30 protein-coding genes are annotated in these 26196 nt (G+C 51.7%); 14 read left to right on the top strand and 16 right to left on the bottom strand.

The window, feature by feature from the left end:
- The 14 genes from ACTRXA_RS13895 to ACTRXA_RS13830 form a co-directional block, all read right to left on the bottom strand.
- A partial coding sequence (locus ACTRXA_RS13895) for a transposase (protein ID WP_442427767.1) occupies nucleotides 1-430 on the bottom strand: 430 nt, incomplete at its 3' end.
- A 143-nt stretch (nucleotides 431-573) separates the two neighbouring features.
- The gene (locus ACTRXA_RS13890; protein WP_442427766.1) at nucleotides 574-861 is read right to left on the bottom strand and encodes a hypothetical protein; all 288 of its coding nucleotides are present in this window, start codon (nucleotides 859-861) and stop codon (nucleotides 574-576) included.
- A gap of 17 nt (nucleotides 862-878) precedes the next feature.
- Nucleotides 879-1451, bottom strand: coding sequence for a hypothetical protein (locus ACTRXA_RS13885; RefSeq protein ID WP_442427765.1), 573 nt, complete (start codon nucleotides 1449-1451; stop codon nucleotides 879-881).
- A 38-nt stretch (nucleotides 1452-1489) separates the two neighbouring features.
- On the bottom strand, nucleotides 1490-1978 hold the full coding sequence (locus tag ACTRXA_RS13880; protein WP_442427764.1) for a DUF2062 domain-containing protein: 489 nt from the start codon (nucleotides 1976-1978) through the stop codon (nucleotides 1490-1492).
- Nucleotides 1979-2236: 258 nt separating this feature from the next.
- Entirely contained in the window at nucleotides 2237-3034 is a 798-nt protein-coding gene (locus ACTRXA_RS13875) for a DUF1295 domain-containing protein (RefSeq protein ID WP_442427763.1), read from the bottom strand.
- A 130-nt stretch (nucleotides 3035-3164) separates the two neighbouring features.
- On the bottom strand, nucleotides 3165-3503 hold the full coding sequence (locus tag ACTRXA_RS13870) for a DUF1475 family protein (protein WP_442427762.1): 339 nt from the start codon (nucleotides 3501-3503) through the stop codon (nucleotides 3165-3167).
- Entirely contained in the window at nucleotides 3493-4551 is a 1059-nt protein-coding gene (locus ACTRXA_RS13865; RefSeq protein ID WP_442427761.1) for an SAM-dependent methyltransferase, read from the bottom strand. Before ACTRXA_RS13865 ends, ACTRXA_RS13870 begins: the two co-directional genes overlap by 11 nt.
- An 85-nt stretch (nucleotides 4552-4636) precedes the next feature.
- Complete coding sequence (locus tag ACTRXA_RS13860) at nucleotides 4637-5932, bottom strand: class I SAM-dependent methyltransferase (RefSeq protein ID WP_442427760.1); 1296 nt, start codon at nucleotides 5930-5932, stop codon at nucleotides 4637-4639.
- Nucleotides 5932-6720, bottom strand: coding sequence for a DUF1365 domain-containing protein (locus ACTRXA_RS13855; RefSeq protein ID WP_442427759.1), 789 nt, complete (start codon nucleotides 6718-6720; stop codon nucleotides 5932-5934). Before ACTRXA_RS13855 ends, ACTRXA_RS13860 begins: the two co-directional genes overlap by 1 nt.
- Before the next feature lies 1 nt (nucleotide 6721).
- Nucleotides 6722-7966 (bottom strand): NAD(P)/FAD-dependent oxidoreductase, encoded by a 1245-nt coding sequence (locus tag ACTRXA_RS13850; protein ID WP_442427758.1) that lies wholly within the window; start codon nucleotides 7964-7966, stop codon nucleotides 6722-6724.
- A 10-nt stretch (nucleotides 7967-7976) separates the two neighbouring features.
- The gene (locus ACTRXA_RS13845; protein WP_442427757.1) at nucleotides 7977-8906 is read right to left on the bottom strand and encodes an acyl-CoA desaturase; all 930 of its coding nucleotides are present in this window, start codon (nucleotides 8904-8906) and stop codon (nucleotides 7977-7979) included.
- 58 nt (nucleotides 8907-8964) lie between these two features.
- Nucleotides 8965-9522 (bottom strand): redoxin domain-containing protein, encoded by a 558-nt coding sequence (locus ACTRXA_RS13840; protein WP_442427756.1) that lies wholly within the window; start codon nucleotides 9520-9522, stop codon nucleotides 8965-8967.
- A 226-nt stretch (nucleotides 9523-9748) separates the two neighbouring features.
- Nucleotides 9749-9910 (bottom strand): hypothetical protein, encoded by a 162-nt coding sequence (locus ACTRXA_RS13835; protein ID WP_442427755.1) that lies wholly within the window; start codon nucleotides 9908-9910, stop codon nucleotides 9749-9751.
- Between the two features lie 25 nt (nucleotides 9911-9935).
- Nucleotides 9936-10859 carry a MerR family transcriptional regulator gene (locus ACTRXA_RS13830; RefSeq protein ID WP_442427754.1) on the bottom strand — a complete coding sequence of 308 codons (924 nt, stop codon included), beginning with the start codon at nucleotides 10857-10859 and terminating at the stop codon, nucleotides 9936-9938.
- Nucleotides 10860-11381: 522 nt separating this feature from the next.
- Here ACTRXA_RS13830 and sugE point away from each other — a divergent pair.
- The 11 genes from sugE (at nucleotide 11382) to ACTRXA_RS13775 (ending at nucleotide 21297) form a co-directional block, all read left to right on the top strand.
- The gene (gene sugE, locus ACTRXA_RS13825; RefSeq protein ID WP_442427769.1) at nucleotides 11382-11699 is read left to right on the top strand and encodes a quaternary ammonium compound efflux SMR transporter SugE; all 318 of its coding nucleotides are present in this window, start codon (nucleotides 11382-11384) and stop codon (nucleotides 11697-11699) included.
- Nucleotides 11700-11740: 41 nt separating this feature from the next.
- The gene (locus tag ACTRXA_RS13820) at nucleotides 11741-12214 is read left to right on the top strand and encodes a DUF2269 family protein (protein ID WP_442427753.1); all 474 of its coding nucleotides are present in this window, start codon (nucleotides 11741-11743) and stop codon (nucleotides 12212-12214) included.
- 3 nt (nucleotides 12215-12217) lie between these two features.
- A complete protein-coding gene (locus tag ACTRXA_RS13815; protein ID WP_442427752.1) occupies nucleotides 12218-12724 on the top strand; it encodes a pentapeptide repeat-containing protein in 507 nt (168 codons plus the stop codon).
- Complete coding sequence (locus ACTRXA_RS13810) at nucleotides 12724-13137, top strand: pentapeptide repeat-containing protein (RefSeq protein ID WP_442427751.1); 414 nt, start codon at nucleotides 12724-12726, stop codon at nucleotides 13135-13137. Before ACTRXA_RS13815 ends, ACTRXA_RS13810 begins: the two co-directional genes overlap by 1 nt.
- A 271-nt stretch (nucleotides 13138-13408) precedes the next feature.
- Complete coding sequence (locus ACTRXA_RS13805; protein WP_442427750.1) at nucleotides 13409-13693, top strand: hypothetical protein; 285 nt, start codon at nucleotides 13409-13411, stop codon at nucleotides 13691-13693.
- 332 nt (nucleotides 13694-14025) lie between these two features.
- Nucleotides 14026-14286, top strand: coding sequence for a hypothetical protein (locus tag ACTRXA_RS13800; protein WP_442427749.1), 261 nt, complete (start codon nucleotides 14026-14028; stop codon nucleotides 14284-14286).
- Nucleotides 14287-14624: 338 nt separating this feature from the next.
- Nucleotides 14625-14963: a hypothetical protein gene (locus tag ACTRXA_RS13795; RefSeq protein ID WP_442427748.1), complete on the top strand. Its 339-nt coding sequence runs from the start codon at nucleotides 14625-14627 to the stop codon at nucleotides 14961-14963.
- A 114-nt stretch (nucleotides 14964-15077) separates the two neighbouring features.
- Nucleotides 15078-15368 carry a hypothetical protein gene (locus tag ACTRXA_RS13790; RefSeq protein ID WP_442427747.1) on the top strand — a complete coding sequence of 97 codons (291 nt, stop codon included), beginning with the start codon at nucleotides 15078-15080 and terminating at the stop codon, nucleotides 15366-15368.
- A 129-nt stretch (nucleotides 15369-15497) separates the two neighbouring features.
- The gene (locus tag ACTRXA_RS13785; protein ID WP_442427746.1) at nucleotides 15498-16904 is read left to right on the top strand and encodes a glycosyltransferase family 87 protein; all 1407 of its coding nucleotides are present in this window, start codon (nucleotides 15498-15500) and stop codon (nucleotides 16902-16904) included.
- 378 nt (nucleotides 16905-17282) lie between these two features.
- Entirely contained in the window at nucleotides 17283-18551 is a 1269-nt protein-coding gene (locus ACTRXA_RS13780; protein WP_005009427.1) for an ATP citrate lyase citrate-binding domain-containing protein, read from the top strand.
- Between the two features lie 31 nt (nucleotides 18552-18582).
- Complete coding sequence (locus tag ACTRXA_RS13775) at nucleotides 18583-21297, top strand: CoA-binding protein (protein ID WP_442427745.1); 2715 nt, start codon at nucleotides 18583-18585, stop codon at nucleotides 21295-21297.
- Between the two features lie 74 nt (nucleotides 21298-21371).
- Here ACTRXA_RS13775 and amrA read toward each other — a convergent pair whose 3' ends face one another.
- Together amrA and ACTRXA_RS13765 are read right to left on the bottom strand one after the other, a co-directional pair.
- A complete protein-coding gene (amrA, locus tag ACTRXA_RS13770) occupies nucleotides 21372-21890 on the bottom strand; it encodes an AmmeMemoRadiSam system protein A (RefSeq protein WP_442427744.1) in 519 nt (172 codons plus the stop codon).
- A gap of 81 nt (nucleotides 21891-21971) precedes the next feature.
- Nucleotides 21972-22985, bottom strand: coding sequence for a polyprenyl synthetase family protein (locus tag ACTRXA_RS13765; RefSeq protein WP_442427743.1), 1014 nt, complete (start codon nucleotides 22983-22985; stop codon nucleotides 21972-21974).
- A gap of 263 nt (nucleotides 22986-23248) precedes the next feature.
- On the opposite strand from ACTRXA_RS13765, the gene ACTRXA_RS13760 reads away from it, so the two are divergent.
- From ACTRXA_RS13760 to ACTRXA_RS13750, 3 genes are all read left to right on the top strand, one after another.
- On the top strand, nucleotides 23249-24157 hold the full coding sequence (locus tag ACTRXA_RS13760) for a glycosyltransferase family 2 protein (protein ID WP_442427742.1): 909 nt from the start codon (nucleotides 23249-23251) through the stop codon (nucleotides 24155-24157).
- Nucleotides 24141-25301: a HEAT repeat domain-containing protein gene (locus ACTRXA_RS13755; RefSeq protein ID WP_442427741.1), complete on the top strand. Its 1161-nt coding sequence runs from the start codon at nucleotides 24141-24143 to the stop codon at nucleotides 25299-25301. The genes ACTRXA_RS13760 and ACTRXA_RS13755 overlap by 17 nt, the downstream gene beginning before the upstream one ends.
- Before the next feature lie 100 nt (nucleotides 25302-25401).
- Nucleotides 25402-26124, top strand: coding sequence for a ZIP family metal transporter (locus ACTRXA_RS13750; RefSeq protein WP_442427740.1), 723 nt, complete (start codon nucleotides 25402-25404; stop codon nucleotides 26122-26124).
- Nucleotides 26125-26196: the final 72 nt, after the last annotated feature.

Raw genomic sequence — 26196 nt, 5'->3', positions numbered from 1 at the left:
GGATTTCATTCCGACCGATCAGTCCCTCCTTCACCAGTTTGCCGAGGAGTGTGTCGAACACGGCCTTTTCCTGATCGTGCTCCAGCAGACGCTTGCGAAAGTCACCGAGTGAGGAATGGTCGAACGGACGCTCGTCCAGCCTCAGCCCCAATGCAAACTTGATCTCGATGTCATAGGCACAGGCCCGCTCCATCTCCCGGTCCGACAGGTTGCGGTGAAACTGCAGAATCGTCGCCTTGGCAAGCAAGGCGGGGGAGATGGGCGGACGCCCGTTGTCGGTGCAGTACATCGACTCGAACATCCGGTCCGTGATCAGCCGCCCCACCTTCTCCTTGAACTGGCGGTAGAAACTGTCAGCCGGAATCAGTTGTTCGCAGATAAACTCAGGATCGTAAAAACTCCCCTGGCGCGGGGAAGAAGAGGACAGCACGGCAGAACCTCCAAGGAAGGGGAAACGAAGGAAACCGCTCACAATACGGGGATAGTATCTTAAATTTTACCCATAATTTCAAGCCCAATCAGGCTCTTTTGATGCTTATTATCTTAAAGGCCGCCTCGTTGGGCAAGTCGAAATCAAGGATTTTGGGAAGCCAGAAGGCGCTTGAATGTTGAAATAAAAAATTCTTGTAATTCCTCAAGGGATTTAAAATCCAATTCTTCCAACCGGTGCTTCTCATTTTGAGTGAATATATCTGCTCCGTCTTCATATATCCAAAATTTTATCCCTCTTACTTCTCCCTCAAAAAAGTTCTCCTCATTACCTAAAACCCATTCTTTCCGGTCAAATGAAATATTCATGGAATTTAGCAGTTCAGTTAATGCATTTTCACATTTTTCCTGAAACTCTGTCATTTTATCCACCTTGAAACCTCCCAGGTCTATAGAGGACCGAGATCGATTAAATCGATTTTTCCCTTTTTAATCCCTAGATTTTTCAGAATATCTCCCCCAATCCTAAAAACCTTTCGACCTCCTTTTTTACTGAAACCGATTCTTAAATAACGGTTGCTGTTTAGAAGTCCCCCTTTCCCGAAGAACTTGTTAGAAGTTTTGCAAATAAAGGCATTTATCTTTTCACCGCCCTGTTTGACAAGTATTGGGATTCTGCGGACAAACCTCTCAATTGGCGGCCCAATACGATTCAAAATTCGGATAACCGTTACCGCAATCCGGCTCTCTCCATCTGGATCGATGAAATTAATCGGGTCGTTGGACGTGTACCCGTACAAGTTCGTCTCAATAAGGGGTTTCCCGACACTATCGACAATCCAATAACCCAAGCCATAAACACCTACAATCATGCCGATGCATTGCCACAACTGGGGATAAATAGGGGGAGGCATTCCTAATATCTTGAAACTCTGTATCGGAAACAATATAGCGATGCCTCCCCAGATAACGTTATAAACGCCAGCCAGCTTCAAGGTGATTCGCATACGATTAATTGACATATTGTCCCTTGGCTTAAACTATTCAAAGTTTTAATTTCTTATGGAAAAATTTTGCCTGATGAAAAATTTTTCTCATACCGGGTAAAAATAATCCTAAATAGATAGAAGATAATAAAAAAGAAGGGAATCGAAGCCAGGGCCCAACCGAGACAAGCCAAAACAAGGTATTGGGAAAATTCGACGATCGCTTGAAAAAAATCGGTACTAAAAGCGGAAATCAGAGTGGACTCGGAAATTCCATGCAAAGTCCTTCCTGAAATTTGTTCCCCAATATTTAGGAAAGGAAAGAACAAAATAATTTGAAAGGGGAAGGCCATGTAGTTCGCAAGCTGAATAGCTGGCAAATTAAGGCGGAACCAAAGTGCGACCAGGGTGCAAAGAAAGGTTGTAGTTCCAAGGACCGGGAAGACACTGAGGGTCATGCCAAGAGCAAATACCAAAGCGAGTTTGGATGGACTCAATCCCTGCTTTAACAGGTGGACCAGAGGGAAATATATTTTTTTTCTGAATACTGATGTGATTTTCATGGCAATTAGTAAATATAAAATCAGAGGAAAAAATATTAAAAAACCAGGGTTGTGCGGTTTGTCTTCCGGCGCTTTAACCCAATCCGCCAGACACTTGATTAGAAAACAGAAAATCCAAAAAAGAGTAAATAGTATTTTTTAAATTTTACCTGACTCATGGGCGTAGAGAATCCGCGGTATTGAAACACTAAATTTTGTGGAACCAATAATTGAAAGCGGGATCACTTGTAAAATTATAAAAAATTTTCATATCAGTTCTTATTCAGTTCCCACAGTACGCACCCTATGTCTTGGAAGCCCGGGGACAAAGGCATTGGTATTGGCAATGTATTCACGATAGGCCGGACGACGTTTGACTATGGTCTCCTCAAGCATGACCACACCGGAAAATTTCAACAGCAACCAGGTGATGAGTAACGGGCCGGGAATACTCCACCATCCGCCACTGCTGGCTGCGAACAGATAGAAGCCCCACCAAATGAGGCACTCCCCAAAGTAGTTGGGATGTCGTGAGTAATACCACAAGCCGTGCGTCATCACTTTTCCCTGATTGGCCGGGTCTGACTTGAATCGGCTCAATTGCCAATCAGCGACCGACTCAAAAAAGAAACCGGCAAGCCAAAGGAGAATGGCCAGGGCATCCAAAAGACTGAAGGAAACAATATTTGTAATTGCAGGCCAGAGAGGCATCGAAATAATCCATGCCAGAACACTCTGGAATAGGAAAATTATGAAGAAACTTTTAAAGGCAAAATTGGGTGAATAATTTTTACGAATCACTCGATATCGGCGATCTTCAGGTTCACCCCAATTTCTCCACGTTAAATGAAGGGAGAGGCGTACTGACCACAATACAACCATTAAAAGAATAATCTGAGCGCGAAGATTGTAGTCGTTTGCATTAATGGTCAATACTACAGCTCCGAAAAGAAACATAAGCGGCCATGCACTGTCTACAATACTTACATCTTCAAGAATAAGACTGATAACCCATGTGATAAAACCGACAGCCACAATGGCTGCCAATACGTAAAAGTAAGGGGAGTGATCAATCATAATGAGCCTCTTGAAAGATCCGGATAACCCACAGAAACTTTGGATAATTTGACCAACATTAGCGTAGAAACAGCCCCTCCAAACGCAAATGAAACCAGTTAAACCGTTTACCCTGTTCCAGAACCAAAAATCATCTTTGAGCTTTTGGGATAAATATATCTGTGAAAGAGCTGCTTTTGGTGGATCGATAAATAAAATAGAAAAGTGTTGCAAGATTACCTAATAAATAGAGAGATATTGTCCATACGATTCCCTTTGCCACACTGTTCTCGATAACCCCGATCCAGACACCTATGAAAGTCAATCCGATATAAATGTCCAATAATGTTGTCAACCCCCATCGGTATTTTAATAACTGTTGGAAACCAACAAAAACATTGGATTCCACGCTGGACCAAATAATGGCTCCCAACAATAGAACTAGAAGGAATCCCGCCAGCAGGATGGAGAATTTGATTTCAATTCTCATTGTATTCCCTTCCCATTGTGTTTTTATTAAAGAGGTAGTGGGATACACCCCATTCGCTTCCATTTTTGTATCCAAATAACTCTGCGCAGGCCATAAAAAATATTCTCCATCGATGAAACCAAATTTTCGAATCATGGTCACCGTAGATTTGGGAAAACAGGTCGAGAATTTCAGCCTTTTGCTCATCCATATTATGAAGCCAGGCCTCAGCCGTTTTCTGGTAATGCTGCCCTCCCCACCACCATTTGGATTCCATATTCAGGTCCTCTTGAAAGTAACCGGGCAAATCGAAAGAAGGCATAACCCCTCCTGTAAAAAAGTAGCGACCCATCCAATTGTCATCACCCTCCGTTTCAAAAAAATAGGGAAACCGCTTATGACAAAAAATATGGAAAAACAATTTTCCATCCGGTTTCAACCAGGAGGCAATTTGTTTCATCAAACAATGGTAATTCCGCATATGTTCGAACATTTCAATGGAAACTATTCGGTCAAAATGACCATAAGGCGCAAACGTGTTCATGTCGCAGGTGATTATCTCCAGGTTGTTTTTTCCTTTGCTCTCACAAATGCCTACAATATAATCTCGTTGAACCCGCGAATTGGAGACCGCCGTCACTTTACAGTTGGGGTATTGTTCAGCAATCCAGAGGGAGAGTGAACCCCAGCCGCAGCCCAGTTCCAGAATATCCATACCATTCTCTATGCTGGCACGATCACAGGAAATCGCTAAAGAGGCAGCCTCGGCTTCCGTAAGGGTTTCGGTATTTTCTTCCCAGAAACATCCGCTGTACTTTCTATGGTCCCCCAGGACTTTTTCAAAAAACTGAGGAGGCAATTCATAATGCTGTGCGTTGGCCTCATCGGTATGCAGGGCGATGGGACCGCTCTTCATTTGAGACGCGAACCGCTCTTTAGAAAATGACTCATCATGAATATAATTATTTGATTCATCCCGCAGCCTTTGGGTGGCCAGACAGCGGATTCCCCAACGAGTTAAAAGGTCAGGTACCAATCCCCGCTCCATTAAATTGATCAAACTTTCCATAACGTATTCTCCTTCGGAACCAACAACCAAACCAACCACCTATGTTAGAAACGATACAAATAAAATAATGAAATATCCTTTCTACTTAAGGCGTGGTATTTAAAGCAGGTAGAATAGGATCCATCCGGCACAAGGGTTTGGTAAAAATCATTTGTACATCGCCTATCTGGCGTTCGAGAAATCCTCCCTCGCAGTAGCAAAAATAGAAATTCCACAAACGAATAAAATCTTCAGAAAAACCCTGATCGCGGATTTGCTGGACGTTTTCCATAAACCGTTGCCGCCAATGGTTCAGGGTTTTAGCGTAATGAGGTGTTATATCTTCCAAATGAAACAATCGCATGTCGGTTGAATTTGCAGCGGAATCGCACAATATGTTGATGGAGGGAATACAGCTTCCTGGAAAAATATAGGTTTTTATAAAGTCAGCATATTTCTTGGCGTCTTCATAAAGATAATCAACGATTATGATTCCCTGAATAAGCATACGGCCTTCGGCATGCAACAGGTCATTGCACTGGCGGAAAAAATGGTCGTAATAATGGTGCCCGACCGCCTCAATCATCTCTATGGAAACCAACTTGTCAAATTGCCCAGTCAAATCCCTGTAATCCATTTTAATCACCTGGATTTTTTCATTGAGTCCAGCGGCTTCTACTTTTTTCCGGGCATAGTCATATTGTTTTTGGGAAATCGTGGTTGTGGTTATCCGGCAGCCGTATTGTTTCGCTGCGTGAATGGCGAAACCGCCCCAACCCGTGCCGATCTCCAAAACATGATCATCGGGAGACAGTTCCAGTTTTTGACAGATTCGATCAATCTTTGCGGTGGAGGCCTCCTTAAGCGAGCTGGAATCGGTTTCAAAAATTCCACAGGAATACATTTTTGTATCGTCCAGAAAAGTGGCGAAAAACTCGTTGCCCAAATCATAATGAGCGGTGATATTCCTTAGACTGTTTTGCCGGGTGTTGCGGCGCATGGAATGAAGCAGGCTGAATATCGAGGAGGCGAATTTAGATAATCCGCTTTCCAATTGGTCCGCCAATTGCCGGTTGCGGATGAAAATCCGGATCAACGCGGTCAAATCGTCACAGGTCCACCAGCCTCGAACATAGGCCTCGGCCGCCCCGTTCAATCCCTTGGTGACAATTTCCGAATACATCCTTGAATCCAGAACCTTGATCATCGAAGAAATTGGGAAATCAGGGGTGGTAATTCCAAAATGCACAACTTCATTTCCTTCAGCCACCGTCAACCGTCCGGTGGTCAAATTTTGAAATTTGGTGAACACTGCTTTCCGGGCCAGTAAATCCCAGGAAGAACGGGTTTCCTTTTTAACCAGGGGAAAACCTTTTGAAATAATCGAATCTTTGTACAACATTATTCTGCTCCAGGTTGTTTAGCCAATAGTTTGGCGTCCTTGCGATACTTGGGATGTGAATAAAAGGGGCAGCGTTTAAGCCAAAGTCGGAAAGCCTGGTAATATATTCCCCAAACCACCTTCAGAGTCAGGAACGGATACTGGATTAAAACCCTCCCCAGTGAAACGTGAGAAATATCAGTGCGGGTCATTGCCAACGAGACGTCAAAAAATTTTTGATCTCCCTTCCAGTTCTCCATTTTTATTCGAACCCTTTCACTTAGGCCGCTGAAGGACCACACATATTTCAAATCCATATCCATAAAAGGAGAAATATGAAAACCCTTTTTAAAAGTGAATTGAATCGCTCCATCCTGATCCTGCTTGCCCGCGTTTAAAACATAACAATGCTGTTCACCCCAAGGGGTGTTATTAATTTCAGAAATGATGCTTTCCACAGTTTTTTCATCTTTGCTCCAGCAAAAATAAAAGCTCACCGGATTGAAACGGAACCCGAAATAACTTAAATGAGTCATTAAATGAATGGGCCCCTCGGGACGGTTTCCGGTTTTTTCCTCCACTAGATCCCGGACTGCCTGATCCAAAGGTATTTCGGGTTTACCCAAGTGGTCCCGGCGGCGAAAATATGCCAGGTTCCTGGACTCAGCGGACCAAAACCAATACGGATTAAAAACCTTTTCAAGTTCATCCAATCTGAGGCAGACCATAAAAAGGGAATACTCGAAGATATGGGAGATTGGTTGAAATCTTTTATGAACTACCTGCCCTTCATAAAGACAACTTTTCATTTCAAAGCCCCTTCCCAAAATAACGGCACGCGTTCAATGCGCTGTTGACGCCATCCTCATGAAATCCCGAACCCCAATAAGCCCCGCAAAAATAGGTGCGGTTTGTTCCATTGATTTCACCCAACCGTTTTTGCGCTCCAATTGCAACTGCCGAAAAAACCGGGTGATCGTAATTAAATATTTTTATAATTTTTGCCGGATCAATTCTGTCTTTCATGTTCAGGGAAACGCAGAATGTTGAATCTGAATCGATGCCCTGGAGGATGTTCATGTTGTAGGTAACGGAGGTGCCGACAGGGGAACCCCGCAATTTGTGGTAATTCCAGCCGGCCCAGGCCAATTTCTTTTTAGGGAGAAGAGAATCATCCCAATGCAAAACTGCCTCATTGTTTTGATATTGAATAGCGCCCAGTATTTCCTTCTCAGGGGTTGAAGGGTTCTCTAAAATATCAAGGGCCTGATCGCTATGGGTGGCAAGGAACACATTGTCGAATCGAGACGTGTCTCCATTGGAACTTAAAATTTCAACGCCATCCTTACTCCGGATAACTTTACTGACGGGATATTGAAGGCGGATTCGATTCTCAAAGCGTTTCACAAGACGGGTAACATATTGGCTGGATCCGTTTTTTATCACTCGCCATTGAGGACGATCATCAATGTTCAGCATGCCGTGATTCTCATAAAACCGCGCTATAAAATAAAAAGGAGTGTTGAGCACTTTTGAAGGACTCCCAGACCAAATGGCCGAGGTCATTGGGATGGCATAATTTTCCCGGAGCTCATAGGAGTAGTTTCCCTGTTCAAGAAACTCCTCAAAAGTCAGTCCAAAGTTTTCGCTTTTTAGAAACTGTTTCGCATCTCGATTGAACCTTAATATATCTCTGATCATCCGGTAAAAGGACGGACGTAACAGGTTGGACCTCTGGGCGAATAGTTGGTTGAGGGATGTTCCGTTATATTCCAGACCGGTCACCTCACATCGGACGCTAAAGCTCATGCTGGTGGGTTGGCTTGCGACCCCCAATTGATTGATCAATTTGACGAAATTGGGATAGTTTTTTTCGTTATATACAATGAATCCCGTATCCACCTGGTATCGCCTGCCTTCCAATTCCACGGAAACAGTATTCGTGTGTCCCCCAATCCGGTTCGCGGCTTCATAAACAGTAATATCGTGATCCTCAGAAAGAAGGTATGAGGCCACCAATCCTGATATTCCTGTTCCAACGATTGCGATTTTCATGGTCCGAATCTCACTTTCCTGCAGCCTTTTTGACCTTTTCAGGGACCAACCTTAAATTCCAAACCAATCCCAACTTGGACATCAACACCAAAATCAAATAAGTGATGTCAATTTCCCACCAGTGGAATCCCTGCTGAACAGAAGCGGGATAATAATGGTGGTTGTTGTGCCAACCTTCACCCAGAGTCAGGAGAGCCATCCAAAGATTATTACGGCTGAAGTCTTTGGTCGGGTAACGCCTTTTCCCGAAAAGATGCCCGATGGAATTCGTTGCAACGGTCGTGTGGAATAAAACAACGGTTGAGATCAAACCCCAGACCAGCAACTGCAGACCGCTGGTGCCCAGTTGAGGGAAAAATGAATTGAGGGTTTCACCCATGAGAAACAGCAGGGTTCCCAGGGCAACAGGAATCAATATATCGAACCGATCGATCAGGCGTAATTCTGGAAAATCATTGAAATCCCGAATTAATTCCGTTTTTGTCCTGAAATTTGACTGGCAACAGAACCAAAGCATATGGCTCCATAAGAAGCCATGTTGAACAGGGGAATGGGAATCCTCCCGCAAATCCGAAACACGGTGATGATGGCGGTGATGATGGCGGTGATGAGCCGCCCACCACAAGGGGCCTCTTTGAATTGATGAGGCCCCAATGACCGCAAAAATAAACTGAAGCCAGCGAGAGGTTTTAAACGAACGGTGGGAAGAATAACGATGGTAAAACGCGGTGATTGCAAACACCCGGATGAAATACAAGGCTACGGCAACGATCAGGGCTGTCGTACTGAAACCCACCCAAATCGCCCCCAAACAGGCAACATGGAGCAGGACAAAAGGGGTGCAGCGAAGCCAGTCAATCTCCCTTGAATGCTCATCAAGGTCAGAGATAGCCACCTGACTGTCAAACCATCCTGAAAGGGTCACCCAGAATTTCGACATGAATCAAAAGGCTCCACTACGGGGTTTCATGATTAAAAAAATCGTTTGATATTCAAAATTATTCCTCTGCAATAAATTTTGCTGCTTTCAGTGCCTTCTTTATTTGGGGCATTCCGCCACCGGGAACAAAGTCAACGTAGCGAATGATGTTGTTCTTGTCTGCGACGATGACGGTTCTCTTTAGATATCCAAAATCCCGATTAAGCAGGCCCGTCTGTTCCCCGAAATCAAAATTCGGCCGGTCGGATAAGAAAAGCATGTTGTTAATGCCGGCCTTTTTGGCGAAGCTGGCCTGGCCTTCCGCTGAATTGGTACTTATGGTGATGAGCTGCACATGCCGGTCCAAGCCCCCATTGTCTTCGCTGAATCGATGCGTTTGCTCGTCACAGACAGGGGTATTGAGTTGGGGGACAACACTGATAATTTTGACTCTTCCCCTGGCCTCGATTAAACGGAAGTCCTCTTTCTGATATTGAGACAGAATGGCATTGGGTAACGGGTTCCCCACTTTCAGGATTTCATGACTTTTGGAGTGGGTCTTCGAATGAAGTGGGGAAACTTCTCCCACAAGAAAAAAAGTGAATAAAATGAGAATCATCACAGTTCTGAATGTCATTGCTACCTCCCAAATAATATCTGTCGATTCCAGGGAATATTATTTTTTTGAGCTTTCCATTTTTATCAAAAACTTTGCATTGGAATTTCATAATCAACCAATCCGGCCTGGCTAAAATTTAGCCTGAGAGTTATCCTCCTCTGTTAAGTTTCGTCAGAACCTCCTACACCCGAAATCCCCCCCAATGCTTCGAAACCCGGGGGGAAATGAAAATAATTTGGAAAAATTACGTCTTCCCGGCTTTCAATCCTGTTTGCAGGGCTTTAAGGGGTTTTCCTGGAAAAAAAATTTTGTTAAAAGCAGTCCAGTGCCGTTTACTGAGCTGGTTCTGGGAAACCACTTTTTTCAAAATACCTTTGGGTGTGTACACTCTCACTTCGTAAAACATGACTGCACTCCTCTATAATTTGGAATTATCCATTCAGTGGATTTATCATCCCCTCATAGAGTTGGTTGAAGTCACTGATAACTTCGGTTCCGTCGACGTTGCTGGGCGCGCCTCCGCCTCCCACCACGATGGTGGTGTTCCGCCCCAGTTGCTTGCTCAATCGCCACAACATGGGTTTTGCTCGCGAGGTGCCATACCATTCGGAAACACTCACACAAAGGAGCTTTGATCCACAGCGTTCTACGGTGGCAGCGATTTCTTGCTCAGGAACGTCCAGGCCCAAAGATATGATTTTCCAGTCGGTGACTGACAATACCGCGGCGCACATCTGCAACCCCAGAATGTGACTCTCCCCCGAAAGAGTCGCAAGGACCACCGTAGGTCCATGCTTGCGTTCGTTCTGCCTGCGCCACAGGCGGGCGAGAAAGTTGTTCAAAATTTCGGTGGCAAAGTGTTCATGGGCTACCGTGAAGTTGCCTTCCTGCCACTCCTGGCCGATACGGCTGATCAAAGGAGCCGCCAGGTGGTTCACAAAATCCAAGGTCCCGCGCTTACCCCACTGCCGGTGCATTTCCATCTCCAGATTTTCTTCATCATATTCTGCAATCCAGTCGATGCATTGATCCAGAATGTGGCTGTCATTGATTGGAATCGAGAGCGGCCCCCTGGAAGACTCTTTAGTTTCCAACCCCAGAAGCTGGTTCAGCTCTTCCTGAGTACCACCCACGACTTTGCCAGCACGGAAACCGAACTTGAGGGCTCTGGCGACGACCTGCAGCCGCTCCACCTCCTCGGGAAGATATCGCCGGTGACCCGAGGGGAGACGGGTCGATTGTGGTGATTCGTAGCGTTTCTCCCACATCCTCAGGGTATGCGTGCTGATCCCGGTTCTTTTTGATAGTTCACCTATGGTGAGAAGATTGCCGTGTTGTTTCATTGCTGCCAGCATCACAGTGGTTTCATTTGAAGTTATTAAAGGTGCTTCTCAACTACATATTGGTTTGGCTAAGGTCTTGCTGTGCTACCTGACTGCGGAAATCACCCTTATCTGTATTAAAGGAAACATCAAATTAAGAACCTGATTAACTACCTAGTTCTAATATAGACTTTTGTCTAAAAAAATCAATATTAAATTTATATATTTGTTTAACTATTTTGAAGTAAGTAACTATTTGAAATAAAAGAAGAAAGTAAAAATAAGTGGAAACCAGATCTAAATTTTTTTGAAAAAAACCAAGAATACTTAAAATGTTGTAGAAATTTTGAGGGTTTACTGGGTGTGAATGGGAGGAATGGTTGTCCGGTAATATGGGTTGAAAGCGGTCCTGGAATGGGGAGCGGGAAGGAATGATGGATCGAGGCAACAGAATTGGACGATGATCCAAAGCAGACGTTCACCAAATGGCTTCTCTGTCAGCGATAATCAGCTACCGTGTAGGTTTAGCGTTCCATATTAAAGTTAGGAACTGGCATAGCGTGGGCGGTGTTGTTTGTGGCGGGATTGTTTGAGGTGGGCAGGGCCGTGGGCCTGAAGTACACGGAAGGGTTCACGAAATTGTGGCCGACGGTGTGGACGGTGGCGAGTATTGTCATCAGCATGGGCCTCTTGGGCCTCGCCCTCAAGCACCTGCCGGTGGGCACGGCGTACGCGGTGTGGACGGGCATCGGCACGCTCGGTACGGCGATCCTGGGCATCTATCTGTTTGGCGAACCCGCAACGGCGTTGCGACTCCTCTGCATCGGCCTCATCACTGTAGGAATCCTCGGATTGCGGTTTGTACCTTCCTGATTTAAACTTGGCCATCGTTTCTCTTTCTGGATTGCTTCGACATGGATTTCACGACTATCAAATTCCTGCATGTGATGAGTGCGGTGGTGTTGCTGGGGACGGGGCTGGGGCTCGCCTTCATGCTGTTCCGCGCCCAGCAGAGCAAGGACACGCAGACGCTCCTGTTCGCGCTCAATAATATTCTCATCGGCGACATCGTGTTCATCGGCCCGGCGCTGTTCGTGCTGTTCGGCTCCGGCCACTGGATGCTGAGAAACGGCGGGCATTCCGTACGCGAGCCGTGGATGATTGCCTCACTGGCGCTCATCATGCTGGTCGGGCTGTGCTGGATGATCTCCGTGTTCCTGGAATGGCGCATGCGCAACAACCTGCGCAAGGTGATCGCCGACGGCATCGAACTGCCGCCGCGGCACACCCTGTTTCACCGCCTGTGGATGGGCATGGGCGCGGTGGGGTTTTCCTCCGCCGTCGCCATCTTGGTCATGATGGTGACCAAACCTTCGTTCTCCGGGTGACGCATGACGGAAGCGTGGACGCGGGAGACGATTGAAGCGTCGAAGGGGGCGTTGCAGAAGGCGAACCTGTTCGGGCAGAAGCTGGAAGGGGCGGACCTCAAAGGCGGTGATTTCACCGAAGCCAACCTGCGCAAAGCGAAACTCATGATGGCGCACCTGGAAAACGCCAAACTCGCGCGCGCCAGTTTGAGCACCGTCGATTTCACCGGCGCGTTTTTGCAGAATGCCGACCTCTCCCGCGCCGAATGCATCGGCACCAACTTTACCGAAGCCGACCTCACCGGCGTCAACTTCGACCGCGCCTCGGTCAGCAAGGCGAAGTTCGACGGCGCCAACCTGTCCGGCGCCGAGATGACGAACATCATCAACCTCACCAGCCAGCAGGTGCAGTCGGCGAAAATCGACAAAGCCACGAAACTGCCGCACTACCTCCGCGTGAAATGGATCTCCGAAACCGAATTCGAGTGCCACGACTCGGTCCGCCGCATCGATGAAGACAGGGGGGCGTGATGCTGGAGAAGATGCTGGAAGACCACGCCCTCTGGTTCGAGACCCGCGGCGGTGCCGGCGAACGCGCGGTGCTGAAGGGGGTCGATCTAAGCCACGCCGTGTTATCCGGCGCGAAGCTGATCGAAGCCGACCTCATGGGCGCGAAGCTGGTGAAGGCCGATCTGCGCAAGGCGGACCTGCGCGGCTCCAACCTGCAGGACGCGGATTTGAGGGAAGCACGGTTGCAGGACGCGAACCTGGAGGAAGCCGACCTCATGATGGCGGACCTGCGCGGCGCGCATCTGGAAAACGTCCGCCTCGGGGGAGCCTACCTGCACGGCGCGGACCTCACCGGCGCGCTGGGCCTGACACCCGAGCAGGTGGACTGCGCCTTCCAGGACGCCTCCACCCGCCTCCCCGATTTCCACAAATGAAAATCGGTATCGATTGAACCACCGGTGGCTTTCATCCGGTTTTCCACCTTTCCCGCCCGCCGCTCCATTAAAAAAAATTAATGGTGTTTTTCCAACCAGGCCCCATTTTACTCTCAGACGGTGGATGCAAAGCAGCCATTCGACCCGGTACCGTCGGGGTCGGGTGGCGTTTTAGTATCCAGCTTAAGGCGAACCGTAAAGAACAACATTTTCAGTTTTCCCCCGGGGAGCCCCGGGCGGCGAAAACAATTGGAAAGGAAAAGGAAGAGGTATGAAAAGGTCAATCACTGCAGCGAGCATCATGTTTTTGACCCTTGCCGGGTCGGGAATGGCCTTTGCAGAGGAACCGGCAGAAACCGATGTGGTGGATCGTCATTCCGTGTGGTCGTACCGGTTTGAGGGTGGTGAACAACAGCTCTTGGAAAAGGTTTCCGGCACGCAGGACAGTCAGGAATCGGGGCAGAAGGAATCGGAAAGCCCGAAGCTGGTGGACACGATTGACACCACGATGTACGACAGCCCGAGACACAAAAACGAAGTGGCCGATATTGACTGACCATCAGAATGAGTTCGATGATGCCTCTGGCCCTCGATACTCATAATTGAAAACGGCTCCCAATCCGGGGGCCGTTTTCTTTTTAGCGGGTAGGTGCGTAACTCCCTTCTTGTCCCTTTTCCAAAAAAATCGTACGTGAGCTTGCCTCCGCAAAACTCCCGTTTTAATAAAATACAGAATCCGGAGCCTTCCCGGTAGAACATACTGTTCACCCTGCGTGGGCCCGGACTTCCCAACACTTTGTGTGTTTCTTTCTTTTGATTGTTTTTGTGCGGCTGTCCGTAGTGGGACCGCCGACGGCATGCATTTGAATTTTTGAAAGGAGGATTCTCATGAAGAAGACGATCGCTGTCCTGAGCATGACTTTGCTGCTGGCCGCCTGGTCCGGCGTCGCGATTGCGAATGAGCCGATCGACCTGGACGTTCTGGATCGCAACGCGGTATGGACCAAGAAGTTTGAAGAAAAGGACCAGGGGTCTCAATCCGCTTCCGCTGAAGATGCGGGCGAAATCCGTGCCGAGGCAAAGGATAAAAATGACGCTCCCGTCATGAACGTCCGCCTGGAGGACCGCCCCTGGGCGCGTGTCGGTTGATCTTTTGTTTTCACGGCAAGCATTTTCAAAATACCAAAACGGCTCCCATCACCGGGAGCCGTTTTTTTATAGGAAACTTTGGGGCGTAAACTCCAAAAATTGATTTTCAATTTCAGTGCTTCAATTTTGTGCAGGGGGTTGCGGGCGAGGAAAACCGGGTTTTATGTTGAAAGTGAGAAGGGAATGAGGCCCGACCCGGTGCACAGGAGCAGGAAGGGCCTGCTTTCACAGTCGCCGGATTGGTTGGGCTTCCCCGGCTGACAGCATCAAGCCGGCCTGTCGGTCTGAGTTCATGAAAGATTGCCGGCATCATTTTGAATACACTCAGGAGGCTATTCATGCGTAAGATCGTTGCCACGACTTCTGCAATTCTATTGACCCTCACGATGGGCGCGTCCGTCGGTTTGGCCGATCATCATGTTTCGAAGGAACCGGCCACGAAGATGAAGGGTGATGAATTGATGAAACCCGTGCCGATCAGCAGAGACATCCTGGACCGCCATTCCACGTGGCAGAATGTGCTGGATGACCGCAAGGGCATCGTAAGGGGTCCGGGAGACATTGAGGAAGACAGGCGCGCCCGCGGGGAAAGCGCGGAGGATTTCGACATCCAGGTCAAGGACCTGCATCCCCGCTACCAGAAAAGCGGGTTGAAGTTTGACAACCAGCGCTCGTAACCGACAGCGCTTGCATTTATAAGGAACGGCGGCCCGGAATTTTCCGGGCCGTTTCCTGATCCTGGATTTTGCGATATGCGTTCCTGAATTTTTGAACTGCCAAGGAGGCGTATCATGAAAACCATCATTACCTGGATCACAGCCCTGATTTTGAGTGTCGCCATGGCCGCGCCCGCCGGGGCGGTCAAGCAGACCAAGCCCGAAACGGTCGACCCTGAAAACGTCCTCAACCGCCATGCGGTGTGGATGAAGTGGTTCCGTGGTGACCGGGACGTGATCGACAAGGATGATTATGCCGAGACCCTGGTCAAGCAGGGTGCCTCGAAATCCGAGAACGACCTGGAAAAGAGGCAGGCCGAAGGTGGAAGGACTTCCGCACAGGTTGAGGAAGAGGATTCCGCCTGAAGTTTGACCTGGTGGAGGCATAAAAAAGCGGTCCGGCTTTCATGGCCGGGCCGTTTTTTTGTACGCCGGAACGGGATGAGCTCCCAGCGCGCAATTGAATCGGTCCCGCCACTCTAGTACCATGCGCCAATGGAATCGACCTGGCCACCCTCCCTGCACCGCCGTTTTGTGATTTTCGTTTTCCTCGCGCTCCTCATCTGGGGTGTGACGGATGTGCGTTACCGCGCCAGCCTGCACCCCGACCAGCCGCACAAGCACCGCACCGACTTCACCGTTTACAGTGAAGCGGGTGCGGCCTTCTTCGACGGGCGCGACCCGTACGAAGTGACCAACCCGCGCGGTTGGAAATACCTGTATCCGCCCATGCTCGCGCTTGTGGTGGCGCCTGTGCATGGATTGCCGACGCACTGGCAGGGATTGATCTGGTTCGCCCTGAGCGTCGCCATGCTGTGGGGCTGTTATGAGGAATCCGTGCGCCTATTGGGACTGGCCTTCCGGGACCGCAGTCTGCATCTTGAAAAACTGAAACCGTATTTGCTGCTGGTCGGCGGTTGCGCGTCGGTGGCGGTGTTATTCCCCATGCTGAATTGCATGCAGAGGGGGCAGATCGGAATCGCCAAAACGTACTTTCTTCTTCTCGGATTCCGGTTGGTGATGGAAAACCGCGGCTGGGTGCGTCCGTTTTTGGGCGGCGTGGCGATGACGGTGGCGGTGGTGCTGAAGGTCACCCCCATCGTGCCGGTGAGTTTTGTCGCCTTTCAGGCGGGAGTGGCGTGGTTGCGGAAGGAATCGCGTACCGCCGCCCGGCCGGGATTCTTCGGCGTGATGGCGGGCAGCGTGGCGGGGCTCCTGCTGTTTTTCCTGATCCTGCCTGCCGGCCTCGTGGGCTGGAATGCCAATCTCAAACACCTGAACACATGGTATTCGAAGGTGGGCAACCAGTCGGTGGAGTTCGACGCCGCCAACAACCTCGACAACCCCTACACCATGCGCAACCAGAGTTTCAGCAACGCCGTGTACCGGCTGGGCAACTGGACGGCGCACGTGTTTTTCGGCGGGCCGCCGGATAAAAACGTGCACCTGAAAAAATCCGGTCCCATGCCCATGGACGCCGGCTGGGTTCAAACGACGGTGTTGATCGTAAGAGTGGGGCTGGTTCTGGCCCTGTTTCCACTGGCAATTCGGCTGACAAAATCCGACAGCGTTCTGAACCGTTCGCTCCTGTTCGGGCTCGCCTGCGTGGCGGCCTTGATCGTCTCCCCCGTCGCCCGCGGGCACTATTACATGCTGCAACTGCCGGCGTTGGTCTTCGTTCCGTTATGGCTGTACCAGCGGGGTGAAATCCAATGGGCGAAGCGGATGGCGGTGATTCCCGTAGCGCTGTCGCTCCTGCATTATGCCCTGCTTCCGGTGACGGGAAGGCTGGGGGTGTTGGGCATCGGCACCACCGTCTGGTATGTGCTCGCCGTCGCCCGCCTGCTGTCACCCCGCCTCCCGGCAGCCGTAGTGGTGGATTCCGGACGCCCCACGGGATAAAACCCCCTGCCGGCGGGCCCTGGGGTCCCCCGGATTCTCGCAAAACATAAATATTTCAAGCAATTCTAGAAGGGGTGGTAAGGCCGGTGGGGAAGGTGGGCCGAGGCCCCCGTCGTCCCGCCGGGGAGGGAACCCGAAGTTTTGAAAAAATAAAGGGTTAAAGGAGCTTCGAGGGATTGACAAAATGATTAATTTTTTTACAATATGATGCTCCAATTTTGAGTTCCCACTCCTTATTCCAAAATCGTTGATAAAGCGAGCGGAACTACCTGAAATTGTTCCTTAAAAACCCAATCTGTGTTTGAAAACGAACCCAATATAAGTTTGTCAATTTTTGAATACGACCAAACCGTAATCCTGACGCAGGAGAAATAAAAAATGCAAATCACCGGAATGCTTTGGGGCCGTAAGTTGCTGGACCTGGTGGAATTCCCCCGGTCCGATGTGCGGGGCCCTGAAATCAGCGTTGATGAAATCAAGGAAATGATCAGCAAGCACGGGCAGGTGTTCATCAAGCCCGTGTTCAAAGGTGGTGTCGGCAAAAAAGGGAAATCCGGCCTCCTCGGCCGCGTCAACAACATTCACGACGCGTTGAAAGAAAAAGAACGTCTCTACTTCGCCACGCACCAGGATGGCAATGCCGTGACGAAAGCCAACGGCGTCACCTTCGAAGGCGGCGTTCCGGCGGACATCGAGGTTTACTTTTCCATCTCCGACAACACCATCTACCGCGCGCCGACGATGACCATCACTCACCACGGTGGTGTGGACATCGAAGAGTTGCCCGAGGACAAGATCGCAGTGGTGCCGTTCGATCCGCTTACCGGATTGAAAGCCTTTCACGTATCGAATGCCCTGATGAGTCTCGGCGCTCCGCCGCAGATCATCAGCCCGCTGGTTCAGCACCTGCCTAAGCTGTGGGATCTGTACAACAACTACGGCATGCTGATGCTGGAACTGAACCCGATCCGCATGAGCACCGCGGGTGGACGCCTCACCCCGGTGGCGTGCGACTTCAAATGCGCGTTCGATCAGGACGATCCTGCGTGGAAGCGCCTGCATCTGCCGACCGACCTGTTCGCCTCGGACGATTCGGATTTCGAGCAGGAGATCAACCAGCTCCGCACCTACCAGGGGCAGAGCGATGTTTATGTCATCAATGACAAAGGGTCCATCACCGCGCCCACCTTCGGCGGCGGCGCGAATGCGATGGTCACCGAACTGCTGGGCGAAGACGCGACGATTTCTTCCGACTTCGGCGGCAACCCGCCTTACGAGAAGATGCACGACATCTCCCGGATCACGTTCAAATACTGGATGGAGCAGTCGAACGTGCTCTTCATCATCGGCGGCAAAGCCAACAACACGGACATTTACGAAACGTTCCGGGCGATGGCCGACGGCATCAAGTGGTATTTCCAGAACTACGGTCCCAAACCCCTGTTCGTCGTGGTGGGCCGGGGCGGTCCCAACCTCATCAAGGGAATGGGCTACCTGCGGGACACGCTGGATTCGCTGGGCCTGCCGTACCGTTTCTTCGGTCACGACAGCGCGATGTCCGAGGTCATCAATTACGCCAGGGCCGTCAACGACTGGATGAAAAACGGCGGCAAGGAAGAAATCAAAAAAGCTCTGAATATCAAGTAAACGAGTTATCCAACCGGGAGGTTTAAGACTCATGCATAAGCAAGGAATAGGCGATTTTCCCTATTACGTCGGGATCAATTCTCTGGCGGATTTGGCGACCAAGGATGACCGGGTCGTTGTTTTGAATATATTGGGTAAGGAAAGCTCCGGGGTCACCCCCATCAGCCACGTTTACTCCGGAGGCAACGTGGTGTTCGGCACCGGTCCGGGCAAATCCGGCAAGGCCCTGCCCACGAAGGAAGGGAACATTCCCGTTTACAACTCCATCAAGGAAGGCATGGCGGCGGGCCACAAGTTCAACACCGCGGTCGTGTACCTGCCTCCGTCCGGTGTGAAAGACGGCGTGGCCGAAGCGGTACGCCAGAACCCGGACCTCAAAAAAGTCATCGTTCTCACCGAGAAGGTGTCGGTGAAAGACTCGCGCATCATGCGCGCCATCTGCCAGGCCAACGGAGTGGACCTGTTCGGCGCGAACTGCTTGGGTCTGGCCGATTCCTGGAACCATGTGCGCATAGGCGGCGCGCTGGGCGGCAGTCATCCGGAGGAATCGCTCATCAAGGGATCGGTTGCGATCTTTTCCAACTCCGGCAACTTCACCACCACCATCGCCGTTTACCTGTCCACTGCGGGCTGGGGCACGACGACGTCGGTGTCCAGCGGCAAGGACGTGTACATCCATTTCGGCCCGCATGAGTTCATTCACGGCTTCAACAACGACGATCGTTCCAAGGCGGCCATTATCTACTGCGAGCCGGGCGGGTATTACGAGAAGGGCGTCGAATCCGACAAGCCGATCATCGCCTGCGTGGTGGGTCGCTGGAAAGCGAAACTCACCAAGTCCTGCGGCCATGCGGGTTCGCTGGCCGGTTCGGGCGACGATGCCGTGGCCAAGGAGAATTGGTTCATGGACTACTTCGGAGTGGACGGGATCTATTCCCCGGAAAACCCGAAGTTCTCCAAAAAAGGCGCACTGGTGACCAACATCGCCCACATTCCGGAAGCGCTGACCAAGGTCATGGAACTGCGCGGCGAAAAGCCGGATTTCGAGCCGAAGGGCAGCCTCTCCCTCAAGTGCTGGTTCGGCAACAACAACAGCGCCAAACTGCCGAAAGAGCTGGACGTGCCGGTGGTCGAGGCGATCGATCCGTACAACAAACAGATCGAGGCGCTTCGCGTGCAGGTCGGTGCGATGATTCGCCGCGAGACGTTGAAAGACGCCAGCGGCGCGTCGCGCATGGATCCGAAAACGCAGGTCTCGCAGATTCACGGGGTGTCCATCCTGGATGCATCCACGAAGTCCCTGGAAGAGAACCTCGCGTTTGCGTTGACCAAGAACTATCCGTCCGAGTACGGTCGCGCGCTCGCCAACCTGGCGCTCAATGCCCACGTCGGGCATCACAACCACCCGGCACTGGCGGCGGCGCAGGCGTCTCGTGACGCGGGCAACTCCCCCAACACGGTGTTGTCGGCGGCGGTGTCGATCATCGGCAGGAAGACCGTGCAGAAATCGCTGGACGCGGCTTCCGGCCTGCTGGAGTTGTTCAAGCTGACTGATATGAACGATCCGGAACAGTCCTTCGACTACAGCGCCCAGTTGAAAGAAGCGGGCAAGTTCAAGGATGCGTTCCTGGGCACCGGAGATGATTGTTCCGACAAGATCATGGATGCGGTGGCCAAGCTTCAGGGCCAGTCCGTGTTCCTGAACTTCCTGCAGGATTTCGCCAAACAGGAAAACGGCAAGGTCAGCGTCGATGCCATCGTCGCAGGCATCTGGGCCACTCTCGCGTGGCGCGGTCTGAGGTCGAAAAAGCTGACGCGCCACACCCTGCAGACGCTTCCGTGGTACAGCCGCATCTTCAGCACCATGGTCGGTTGCACCGCCGGTACCGACAAGCACACGGCGGACAGTTTCTGCGGCGTCAAGCTGGACGACATCGTCACCAAGTCAAGCTTCACCAAAACCGCGTTCCTGGCGCTCATGGGCCGGGAGCCGGCGGACGGCGAGCTGTTCGAGTTCCAGGTTCTTCTGGGCCTCATCATCACCAACGGCCCGGGCACCATCTCCGCCCAGGGATCGAAGGGTGCGGTGAGCGCGGACGGGCCGGAACAGCCGGACCGGGTGCAGGTCAACAAGAGCATGGTCGGTTTCCTGACGCACACCGGCTTCGCCCACGGCGGCAACGGGTATGAAGCGGCGGCGTTCCTGATCGAACAGTTCAAGGGCTCCGGCCTCAAGGACCCGGCCGACGCCAACCACGGCATCGACCTCGCCAAGCTGGCGACGGACTATGCTGCGGGGTACGGCAAGTACAAAAAGGAACAGAAGGAACTGGGCAACCTCGAGTACGCCAAGATCCCGTGTGTCAATCATCCGGTGTTCAAGGGCAAGGACGTGAACGTGGACCCGCGCGAGGAATACGTGCAGAAGCTGTTCAAGGACAAGGGCCTGAACAACGTGTTCCTCGACTTCTACCATCACCTGGTGGAAGGGCTGTTCAAGGCCAAGGTCACGAACAACGTCTACTGCGTGAACATCGACGCGGTGATCGCGGTGATCCTGCTCAAGATGGTTTGGGCGGATTACCAGAAGGGCACGATCAAGGAGTCGGACATCGAGACCGCCAGCTTTGCAGCCTTCCTGTTCGGTCGCATGATCGGCTGTGCCGCCGAAGTGGACGACCACACCAACCGGGGACGCAACATGGACACCCGCACCCCGGCCAGTAAGGTTGCTTACGTCGGCTGACGGCGTTTCTACCAGCTACAACAATTCAGGGCAGTCCGGATTTCCGGGCTGCCCTGTTTTTTTGGTAAACGGATTCAGCGGAACCGCTGAACGCGGAACCGGAAGCATTCCTGATCATCCTCATCGGTGAAGCCGCCTTTTATTCGGCAAAGGCGGACCTGCTCCGCCACCGTCGGAACGCCATCCAGGTCGGGTAACAGCACCCCCTGTTTTTTGTCGTTACGGATCACGAGTCCGTACTGTTTCGGGTCCAGCATGGAAAGATCGGTCACCCGCTCGAGCGGCGACAGCACGTCGATGGAAAACGTGAGGTGGTCCATTTCTTCCTGGGTGACGGGATCGAACCTTGGGTCCTTGGTGGCTGCTTTTACGGCGTTTTCAATAATTTCCGCCGCCAGGGTGCCCTGTTGGGGTTCCAGGGTGCCTATGCAGCCCCGCAGGGTTCCGTTTTTCTTTATGGATACAAAAGCGCCGGCACGCTGGGTCAGGGTATCCGGTAAGGAGCTGGGGCAAGGAAGGGGTTCCTGATGACGCAGGTAGTGAGACACGGCTTTACGCGCAAGATAAGGGAGCCCCTGCTTCATGGTTTCCATAGGGAACCTCAGGAAAGGAAACAGTTATAGCATCAATGTAGGGACGGTCTCTCGATTACGCAACCGGGACGTCGGCCCCTGTCAGGAAATCGGCGTGAGTGACGGATTGGAGGGAGTGTAACGGTCAATGATGTGGTCGGCAATCGCGACCATCAGTTCCAGGTATTCGGGACAGGGAAACTTGAGGGAGAAGAGGATTTTTTTGGCTTCGGCCATGTGGGAACGCGCCTTGTCCATAGTGTATTCGAGGGATTTTGTCTCGCGCATGCGTTCCAGGACGTAATCCAGCTCCTTGTGCGTAAGGCTTTCGTTTTGAATGAAATCCTCGATCTCGCGCTTGAGGCTTTTATCGGAATGCTGGTACAGGTGCAGGAGGGGCAGGGTGACATGCCCTTCCTTGAAATCCGTTCCCTGCGGTTTGCCCAGCACCTCAGGCGGTGCGTCATAATCCATGGCATCGTCCATCAATTGGAAAGCGATGCCGAAATGGTTGCCGAAATCCACCATGGCTTCTTCGTTGGATTTGCCTGCCTCGGCCAGAAGGGCCCCGATCTGGCAGCTGAGTGACATGATCGATGCGGTTTTTTTGTGCGCCACTTCCAGAATGTGTTCTTCGGTGACCAGAATGTCGCGGGCGTTGGAGTATTCGAGCAGTCCACCCTCAACAAGAAGTTTCGAACCCTGGCCGAATGCCCGGAAGATGTCGGCCTGAATGTCGTCGGAAAGCAGAACCAGGGCCCGGGCGATCATGTAGTCTCCCACCAGGATGCTCGCGTCGCTGCCCCACTTGGAATTGACCGTTTCATTGCCGCGTCGCACGGTGGTTTCGTCCACCACGTCGTCATGGAGCAGGGTGGCGGCGTGAATGTACTCGATCACACAGCAGTGTTTGATCACACGTTCATTGGAGGGCATGCCACACAGGCGCGAACTCAACAGCAACAGCAGGGGGCGGATGCGCTTGCCCCCCGCGTTCATGATGTAGTCGCCGATATCGGTCACAATCGGAAGCGAAGACTCAAAATTGTCCCGCAAACATTGCTCGACTTTCAACAGGTCTTCTCTGAAAAATTCCGTAACTTCGCGAAAGCCCATGGCGCTGGATCAACTCAGATGATTTGTAATATTAAACCGATTGTACTGTGAACCGCCGCAGCGGCACCACCAAATAATGGCCGCAAAAACATTTCGAAAAATGGTTCGCAAAGCCCGTAGTAATATGGGAAAATCCCTGATTTGTCAAGGTTTTTATGGGTATCCGCAATCCCGTAAAATTCCATTATTTGCACAGGCGTCTCAAAATTTGGAGAATGCTTTTTTAAGCAACAGGTTAACGAAAAAGTTTTGTTTAGGTTTTCATGAATGAAAGAGACCCGCAGATTTCCGTCATCGTTCCCACCTTCAATCGTGCCTGGTGTCTGGAAGAAACCCTGGCTTCGGTGCGTCGGCAGAAATTTTCAAGCTACGAACTGATTGTTGTGGACGATGCTTCCACCGACGGCACGGAACAGCTGGTTAAAATGTTCGAAGGGGCCCATTATATTCGACTGGAGAGAAACCGGGGGGTGTCCGTCGCCCGCAATGCGGGGCTTCGCCGGGCAAAGGGACAATACATCTGCTTTCTGGATTCGGACGACCACTGGGTGGAAACCAAGCTGGAGCGGCAGTGGGAATGGATGCAGACCCACCCCGGCTGCCCGGCATGCTATACCGATGAAATCTGGATCCGCAAAGGTGTGCGGGTGAACCCGGCTAAAAAACACCGGAAATATTCCGGGTATATCTTCCAACACTGCCTGCCATTATGTATTATCAGCCCCTCATCGATCATGCTGAAACGGGAGGTGTTGAGCCGTATTGGCGGTTTCGACGAGGCCATGCCGGCCTGCGAGGATTATGATCTGTGGCTTCGGCTCACGTATCTGTACCCGGTTCAGTTTCTTGAGGAAGCTCTCATTGTGAAATTCGGCGGCCATGAGGACCAGCTTTCGGCGCGTCACTGGGGCATGGACCGGTTTCGCGTGTACGCGCTGGAAAAACTTCTGGTCCGGCAGAAACCGCAGGGGGAAACCCGCCGCGGCGTGCTGGAAATGCTGATCGAAAAATGCGGCATTCTGGAGGCGGGGTACCGGAACCGTGAAAAGCCGGATGAGGCCGAAACCTTTTTGGCGGCGAAGCAGCACTATGTCGCCTGGCTGGGTGAGGAAGGCGATGCCGCGCAGCCGTTCTTTGACCCGGATTTTTTACTGAATGTGGAATCGAATTAATATTTTTGCGATGTTGCCCCTGCTCATTGGCATGGCCTTCCTCCCGTTGGCATTCGCTGCGGGAGAAGGAGGTGTCGCGCCAAAAGCGCTGGTGGAAAAACTGCGCGAAGAATGCCGCAAGATCCTCCGCATGACCTATCAAAGCGAGGAGGCATTTGTACGCAGTGGCACCATCCGTGCTGCGGGGGAATCGCTCGATGCAGACCTGACGGACCTCGTGGTTGAAGGGACCCGGGACTTTTACCCCACCACGCGGCAGTTTGCCCTGCAGGCACTGGAAAAGATGTCGACAGAAGCCGCTCTTCCTGCAGCCCGGCGTCTGTTGGGGGATTCCAACATATGGGTTCGGTCGGAGGCGCTTAAAATGGTCGCAGATCTGGGTGACAAAGAATCGCTTCCCGTAATCCGCAAACAATTGAACGCACCCGATCGCATGGTGCGCCTGGCTGCGGCCTACGCGTTGTACAGGCTGGGAGAACCGGAATACTACGCACATCTCGTGGATGCACTTGGTGCGGGTGACGCGGTTCAGCGTTACCAGGCCATCAGCTACCTGGGCCAGATCGGCGATGAAAAATCCCTGCAACATCTCGCGGCGCTCCTGGATTCGGAGGAACCGGACGTCGTGGTCAACGCGCTTAAAGCGATCGGGGACAAGGCGGACATTGTCCTTCTGCGTCCGCTCATTCGCCTCAGTCTCAGCCCGCACGCGTCGGTGCGGAGCCGGGCGTTGCTGGCCATGGGGTATCTGCCTCCCGTGGCGGTGTTGAAGGAATTGAAACCGTTCTGCAATGATGCCGACCCGGTGGTGCGGTTGTCCGCCGCATTGTCCCTGTTCCGCCTGGACAGCAAGGACTGCCGTCGGGTATTTTCGGACCTTTTGTCCAGCCCCGATTTCGGCATGCGCAGCATGACCGCGCGGGTCCTGGGAAAGACCGCTCTCCCCGAACGCGTCCGGTTATTGAAGCAGGTTTTGAATGATCCCGTCGTCCGCGTGCGAACCGCCGCCGTCCGTGCCACCGGCATGATGGGTGGGGCGGAGGCATTCCAATTGCTCCTGCCCATGCTCAACGATCCGCAGGCGGTGATCCGCGCCTACGCCGCCGGTAACCTGATCCGCGTTATGGGAGAAAAACACGGATAATATGGAAATAATCCGGATCGCGCCGCCGTTTTTGACATCCAAGACTGTATACCTTTGAAACCCTCTTGAAATTCCGGCATGCCGGACCATGAGCTAATATATGGACAATTCGGGCCTGTATTTGTTTCTGCTGTTCATCTTCGCTGTTACCATGATCGGCGGCTGGATTCCCACCATCAAGGAATGGTCGCAAAAGACTTTCCGCATGCTGATCAGTTTTTGCGCGGGAATCCTGCTGGGCGCGGTCTTCTTCCATATGATTCCGGAAATCACGGAAGTTCTGGGACGCCAGATCGGGTTTCCGGTGATTCTCGGATTTCTTGCCATCTACGTGATGGAAAAGTTCATCATGGTGCACCCTTGTGAGGAAGGCCACTGCGACTACCATAAAATCGGGATCGCGGCATATGTGGGAATCGGTTTCCACAGCATTCTTGACGGGGTGGCCATCGGCGCGGCCAGCATGCTGAACATGAGCGTGGTCATCCTGCTTGCGGTAACGATTCATAAATTCCCGGCTGCACTGGCCTTGAGCAGTATTTTGATGAAGGGTGGCGAATTTTCCAGCCGTAAAGTTCTGGCCTACATGGTGGTCTTTGCTTTGATCACTCCGGCGGCCGCCATCCTGTCCACGTTTGTGCTGGAGGAATTCAATCCCTATCCCATTGGGTTTGCCCTGGGTGTCTCCGCGGGCACATTTTTGTATATCAGCATCGGCGACCTGCTTCCTACCGTTCACGAAGGAGATGAAAAAAAGCTGAATAACCTGATCTGCCTTTCTCTGGGTCTTGTCGCCATGTTTCTTTCCATGGGTACCGCCTGAATTTTCGATGAGGCGGCGGAATCCGCATTCCTCACAATTCCAGCCCGGCCGGCTTTGACCGGATTGCGATTC

This window comes from Nitrospina sp. P1_D6, assembly GCF_052156615.1.
Lineage (GTDB): Bacteria > Nitrospinota > Nitrospinia > Nitrospinales > Nitrospinaceae > Nitrospina.
This window is presented reverse-complemented; position numbering and strand designations above follow the sequence as displayed.

Bases quoted from the DNA above. Each gene is read 5' to 3' on its own strand.
- ACTRXA_RS13885 (WP_442427765.1), bottom strand. From the start codon at position 1,451: ATGTCAATTAATCGTATGCGAATCACCTTGAAGCTGGCTGGCGTTTAT.
- ACTRXA_RS13880 (WP_442427764.1), bottom strand. From the start codon at position 1,978: ATGAAAATCACATCAGTATTCAGAAAAAAAATATATTTCCCTCTGGTC.
- ACTRXA_RS13875 (WP_442427763.1), bottom strand. From the start codon at position 3,034: ATGATTGATCACTCCCCTTACTTTTACGTATTGGCAGCCATTGTGGCT.
- ACTRXA_RS13870 (WP_442427762.1), bottom strand. From the start codon at position 3,503: ATGAGAATTGAAATCAAATTCTCCATCCTGCTGGCGGGATTCCTTCTA.
- ACTRXA_RS13865 (WP_442427761.1), bottom strand. From the start codon at position 4,551: ATGGAAAGTTTGATCAATTTAATGGAGCGGGGATTGGTACCTGACCTT.
- ACTRXA_RS13860 (WP_442427760.1), bottom strand. From the start codon at position 5,932: ATGTTGTACAAAGATTCGATTATTTCAAAAGGTTTTCCCCTGGTTAAA.
- ACTRXA_RS13855 (WP_442427759.1), bottom strand. From the start codon at position 6,720: ATGAAAAGTTGTCTTTATGAAGGGCAGGTAGTTCATAAAAGATTTCAA.
- ACTRXA_RS13850 (WP_442427758.1), bottom strand. From the start codon at position 7,966: ATGAAAATCGCAATCGTTGGAACAGGAATATCAGGATTGGTGGCCTCA.
- ACTRXA_RS13845 (WP_442427757.1), bottom strand. From the start codon at position 8,906: ATGTCGAAATTCTGGGTGACCCTTTCAGGATGGTTTGACAGTCAGGTG.
- ACTRXA_RS13840 (WP_442427756.1), bottom strand. From the start codon at position 9,522: ATGACATTCAGAACTGTGATGATTCTCATTTTATTCACTTTTTTTCTT.
- ACTRXA_RS13835 (WP_442427755.1), bottom strand. From the start codon at position 9,910: ATGTTTTACGAAGTGAGAGTGTACACACCCAAAGGTATTTTGAAAAAA.
- ACTRXA_RS13830 (WP_442427754.1), bottom strand. From the start codon at position 10,859: ATGCTGGCAGCAATGAAACAACACGGCAATCTTCTCACCATAGGTGAA.
- ACTRXA_RS13820 (WP_442427753.1), top strand. From the start codon at position 11,741: ATGGATTTCACGACTATCAAATTCCTGCATGTGATGAGTGCGGTGGTG.
- ACTRXA_RS13815 (WP_442427752.1), top strand. From the start codon at position 12,218: ATGACGGAAGCGTGGACGCGGGAGACGATTGAAGCGTCGAAGGGGGCG.
- ACTRXA_RS13810 (WP_442427751.1), top strand. From the start codon at position 12,724: ATGCTGGAGAAGATGCTGGAAGACCACGCCCTCTGGTTCGAGACCCGC.
- ACTRXA_RS13805 (WP_442427750.1), top strand. From the start codon at position 13,409: ATGAAAAGGTCAATCACTGCAGCGAGCATCATGTTTTTGACCCTTGCC.
- ACTRXA_RS13800 (WP_442427749.1), top strand. From the start codon at position 14,026: ATGAAGAAGACGATCGCTGTCCTGAGCATGACTTTGCTGCTGGCCGCC.
- ACTRXA_RS13795 (WP_442427748.1), top strand. From the start codon at position 14,625: ATGCGTAAGATCGTTGCCACGACTTCTGCAATTCTATTGACCCTCACG.
- ACTRXA_RS13790 (WP_442427747.1), top strand. From the start codon at position 15,078: ATGAAAACCATCATTACCTGGATCACAGCCCTGATTTTGAGTGTCGCC.
- ACTRXA_RS13785 (WP_442427746.1), top strand. From the start codon at position 15,498: ATGGAATCGACCTGGCCACCCTCCCTGCACCGCCGTTTTGTGATTTTC.
- ACTRXA_RS13780 (WP_005009427.1), top strand. From the start codon at position 17,283: ATGCAAATCACCGGAATGCTTTGGGGCCGTAAGTTGCTGGACCTGGTG.
- ACTRXA_RS13775 (WP_442427745.1), top strand. From the start codon at position 18,583: ATGCATAAGCAAGGAATAGGCGATTTTCCCTATTACGTCGGGATCAAT.
- amrA (WP_442427744.1), bottom strand. From the start codon at position 21,890: ATGGAAACCATGAAGCAGGGGCTCCCTTATCTTGCGCGTAAAGCCGTG.
- ACTRXA_RS13765 (WP_442427743.1), bottom strand. From the start codon at position 22,985: ATGGGCTTTCGCGAAGTTACGGAATTTTTCAGAGAAGACCTGTTGAAA.
- ACTRXA_RS13760 (WP_442427742.1), top strand. From the start codon at position 23,249: ATGAATGAAAGAGACCCGCAGATTTCCGTCATCGTTCCCACCTTCAAT.
- ACTRXA_RS13755 (WP_442427741.1), top strand. From the start codon at position 24,141: ATGTGGAATCGAATTAATATTTTTGCGATGTTGCCCCTGCTCATTGGC.
- ACTRXA_RS13750 (WP_442427740.1), top strand. From the start codon at position 25,402: ATGGACAATTCGGGCCTGTATTTGTTTCTGCTGTTCATCTTCGCTGTT.